Source organism: Sphaerochaeta sp. S2 (genome assembly GCF_016406725.1).
Classification (GTDB): Bacteria; Spirochaetota; Spirochaetia; order Sphaerochaetales; family Sphaerochaetaceae; genus Sphaerochaeta.
In genome coordinates this window covers 1-3,635 of record NZ_JAEKNT010000113.1, presented here as the reverse complement: position 1 = coordinate 3,635, position 3,635 = coordinate 1, and the positions used below count along the sequence as shown (strand labels likewise).

The 3,635-nt window shown below is 45.5% G+C and carries 4 protein-coding genes; 1 reads left to right on the top strand and 3 read right to left on the bottom strand.

From position 1 onward, the window contains the following. Positions 1–193: 193 nt before the first annotated feature. From JF818_RS03200 to JF818_RS03190, 3 genes are all read right to left on the bottom strand, one after another. Entirely contained in the window at positions 194–868 is a 675-nt protein-coding gene (locus JF818_RS03200; protein WP_198890541.1) for a transposase, read from the bottom strand. A 290-nt stretch (positions 869–1,158) separates the two neighbouring features. Beyond that, the gene (locus JF818_RS03195) at positions 1,159–1,944 is read right to left on the bottom strand and encodes a family 1 encapsulin nanocompartment shell protein (protein WP_198890540.1); all 786 of its coding nucleotides are present in this window, start codon (positions 1,942–1,944) and stop codon (positions 1,159–1,161) included. A gap of 22 nt (positions 1,945–1,966) precedes the next feature. Next, positions 1,967–2,311: an encapsulin-associated ferritin-like protein gene (locus tag JF818_RS03190; RefSeq protein ID WP_198890539.1), complete on the bottom strand. Its 345-nt coding sequence runs from the start codon at positions 2,309–2,311 to the stop codon at positions 1,967–1,969. A 404-nt stretch (positions 2,312–2,715) separates the two neighbouring features. Here JF818_RS03190 and JF818_RS03185 point away from each other — a divergent pair, with 404 nt between their 5' ends. Further along, positions 2,716–3,450 (top strand): GntR family transcriptional regulator, encoded by a 735-nt coding sequence (locus tag JF818_RS03185; RefSeq protein ID WP_198890538.1) that lies wholly within the window; start codon positions 2,716–2,718, stop codon positions 3,448–3,450. The last annotated feature ends 185 nt before the right edge of the window (positions 3,451–3,635 follow it).

Sequence of the window (3,635 nt, the reverse complement as noted above, 5' to 3'; positions counted from 1 at the left end):
ATAGAGGCTCTTGCAAAATGAGGATTCATTGAGAATTTGAATCCATCCGACGACACTAATACCATTGATTAAGAGGAGCGAACCGTCCAATCAAGGGCTTCAAACGAGTAAATACGCTAGGTCGGTTGGTAAAAGAGTGCAAGAAGACACACCTACCCCACGATAGGCGAATGCATCATTGCTCTTTGTGGTGTTACGCAGTTTTCTGGATGCCCGGCAGGATGCAATACTGCAGTATCTTGATTGCAGCAAGGCACAGCACGCCGGTCATCAGGCAGTGGGAGACCTTCTCCGTCCCCCTGACCATGATCTTCGGCGGAATAAGCCAATCCTTGAGGTGGGAGTTGGATCGTTCGACGGTCGAACGGATCCTGAACCGCTGCTTTTCAGAGGGTGAGAGGACCCGTTGCTGCTTGCGCCGCTTGTTCGGGTCTATGATGGGCACCCTGCCGTTTCCGATGATGAAGTCCTTGATGGGCTTTGCATCGTAGGCGCTGTCCATCAGCGAGTACAGGTGTTTGATCCGCTGCCCGGTCATCCGCTCCAAGGGAATCGCCGCTTGGCTGTCATGTACGTTGGCACCCGTGACGATGGTGCTGACGGGAATGCCGCTGTCGGTGACATCCAGGTGAAGCTTGAGCAGCATGATGCCCAGTATCGGCAGCAGGCCGTAGCCGAGCCTTCCCCTGCGGCGACTTCTCTGCAACCTGTGCAATTCATCGCAAGTGAGCAGGGACTGCACCCCATGATAATATTGCAGGAACTCAAGCTCCCTCTCTGAGGGTTCCCGGAACAGGCAGGGTGAAAAGTCTTCATGGGAGAAGAGCAGGGATTGAAGGAATGGGGTGTTTCGTGTAGAATATGTCATATAAAAGAGCTCCTCCTGTTTGTTTTTTTGTCGTGACTAAACAATAGCAGAAGGGGGCTCTTTTTTCTATATCCAACAAGCAAATATTAATGAATTCAAGGAAGATTCCTGTCAGTCACAGGGGCCAGCGACAGGTATGGGTATGTGAGTGATGGTTTTGTATATTCATGCATTACAAGGTTCCTGAAAACCTATTTTGCAATTGGCTCTCTATTTAATTGTTTGAGCCTGAAAGAAGACCGGGTACTAAACCCGGCCTTCCAAATGAGCACATATGTTGATGGTTTGTCTTACTTGTAGACTACGATAGCCTTGGGTTCCAGTACCCTGAAGGTGAAAGACTCAGTTGCAAAGAGAGTAACCTCCTTGGTGTCATGGGTCTCATAGCCTAGGGCAAAGTCCTGTCCGATAGTCAGCTCAAGGTCTTCGCTATTATAAGGAAGCAGGAGTGCTCCCTCGATATTCGGGGAGTAGACTACTTTACTTCCAAGCATTCTCTCTACTCTTTCAAGCAGATTCTGCCCATGAGCTTCCTTGTTCAGTGCAATCCATCCCTCTTTTCCTACGATAAGGGAGTAGGGACCATGCACATAACTTTTCTTGAGAAGGATAAGGCCTTCGGCGACTGAAGCAAGAATATCACTGGATTCCTTGCCAAAGGTCAGAGCCTTATGCTCACTCGATTCCTTCAGTCCCTTGATACCACCTTTTTCATATCCATCATAGATGGCGCGCTCTTCAAACAGAGCCAGTTTTTCTAAGGCAGCGTCCAGCGTATCAAAATCAATATCCTTTGCACCGCGGGCTAGATTATCCAGCTCCCACTTATTCAGGGAAAACCGAATTCTGGCTTCGGTCAAGGGTTTTGCTGTGTAGACCCCAGCCTTCACGTCTCCATCATCAACCAAGGTTAGGCGGCCTTCACTGATGGCCGTGAAGTCAATTCCCTTCGGTCCGTTGACGTTGACTACCTTGCGAGCGGTAAGACGGGAGAGTAATACTTCCTTTGCCCTGTTTTCTATTTCTGCCCAAGCCTCAGATGAGAGAGGGGCTAATTCACGTTTGAACATATCCATATGTATACCTCCTGGGTAATTCTTATTTCTTCAGATCACCAATTGAGAGCGAAGTTGCAGAGGAACCTTCAGCGCCTTCACCAGCTTCTTCTACTTCCAGTAAGCTTCCACTGCTGAAAAGATAGGTTTTCAGTTCATCATCCCATTTGTCCATGTTACGTCTCAGCCATTCGAGGGTCATGGCTGCATGCTCGATCTCTTCATCGCGGTTGTGTGCCATTACACCAGCCAGTTCTGTATCTTTGGTGGTGTTCACCCGCTGGTTGTACCAGTCGATCGCCTCGAGTTCTTCTCTCAGGCTGGTGATTGCACGGGAGATATCCCGCGTCTTTTCGTCTATTGCATCATAAGGTTCACTGTAAGCCATACTATCCTCCTAATAAGACTTTGTATTACTTTAATGATACTCATGGTTTGCCAAGAAAGAAAGGCCTGATGAGCAAAAATCTTGTGAATCGAGAGAAAAGACGCCCTGAGCCATGCTTTTCCCAATAGGTAAGTTGCATACAAGAGCCTGTTACTTTGTATCTTTTTTATCTCGTTTTCTGCACGAATTTGTCTGGTGTTGTTGTGGTAAAAAAGAGTTTGTTACACATGTAAAAAAATATTAGTATTTCATGAATATCGCATTTAGTATAAAAATATAGCTTATTAGTATTGAAACTGTCTTTTAGATAAGACAAAATCCTTACTGAACAAAAAACTGATTTGTATAATAATATCAGTATACATTTTACTCCTAAAGCTTGCACAAATCAGAGGAGCACACACATGGCATTGAAATTCAAGACTGTTTTTTCACAGTTGCAAATGAAAATCATTTTCGGTGAATGGCCGGAAGGATATCGCATTCCTACCGAAATGGAACTCTGTGACCAATATGGAGTCTCTCGTGTTACTATTCGACGTGCTTTGGATGGTTTGGTTCGTCAGGGATACATCTCACGTACTCGTGGACGAGGGTCTTTTGTCTTGTTTAAACGAAAAGTAATAGGTCTTGGATATCCTCAAGTACCAATGAAGGGAGAAGACTCCCAAAAGAATGGTTATTATAAAATCCTCTTGAAGGAGAAAGTGGAAGCATCGAGTACTGATCTTACCCAGATGCATTTCTCCGATAATCCTACCGATCGTGAACTCTGGCACTTCAAGAGCTTGCATATTGTGGATGGAAAACCCTCAGTTTTAAGTGATTACTATGTCACCTCTCGTTTTGGGCAAGAGATTGCCCTGCTTGGGGATGAGAGTGAACGCTCCTTTTTTGATCTGGTAAGTTGGCATGTCGGGCAGAAGTGCCATTTCGTCCAGGGAAAGGTTGCAGCCATCAACCCGAATGAAGAGATCTGCAAACAACTTGGTATCGATTGTAGTTCAGCCAGTCTCTGGTGCAGGGGACTCTGCGTCCTTGATGATGGGACTGTGATTGGAAGATGCACCAAGGTCTTCAATGGACTCATGTACGAATTTGCTGTCGAGGATCAATCAAACGTTTCTGTAGGTGGCTGATTCCGTAGTAAAAAACACTGTTCTCCCTCTTAATGCATGGTCTGTTCCTTGTGTTTTCTTGACATCGGTTGTATAACCCAAATTCCCGCTAAATTATAACTATAATACCAATAATTCTTTGGAATATTAGAAGATATATCATTCCAAGACATTGACTTTTGCTCAAAACATAGCTACAATAAAAG

Excerpts from the sequence above, each read along its gene's own strand:
- JF818_RS03195 (WP_198890540.1), bottom strand. The coding sequence starts at position 1,944 with ATGGATATGTTCAAACGTGAATTAGCCCCTCTCTCATCTGAGGCTTGG.
- JF818_RS03190 (WP_198890539.1), bottom strand. The coding sequence starts at position 2,311 with ATGGCTTACAGTGAACCTTATGATGCAATAGACGAAAAGACGCGGGAT.
- JF818_RS03200 (WP_198890541.1), bottom strand. The coding sequence starts at position 868 with ATGACATATTCTACACGAAACACCCCATTCCTTCAATCCCTGCTCTTC.
- JF818_RS03185 (WP_198890538.1), top strand. The coding sequence starts at position 2,716 with ATGGCATTGAAATTCAAGACTGTTTTTTCACAGTTGCAAATGAAAATC.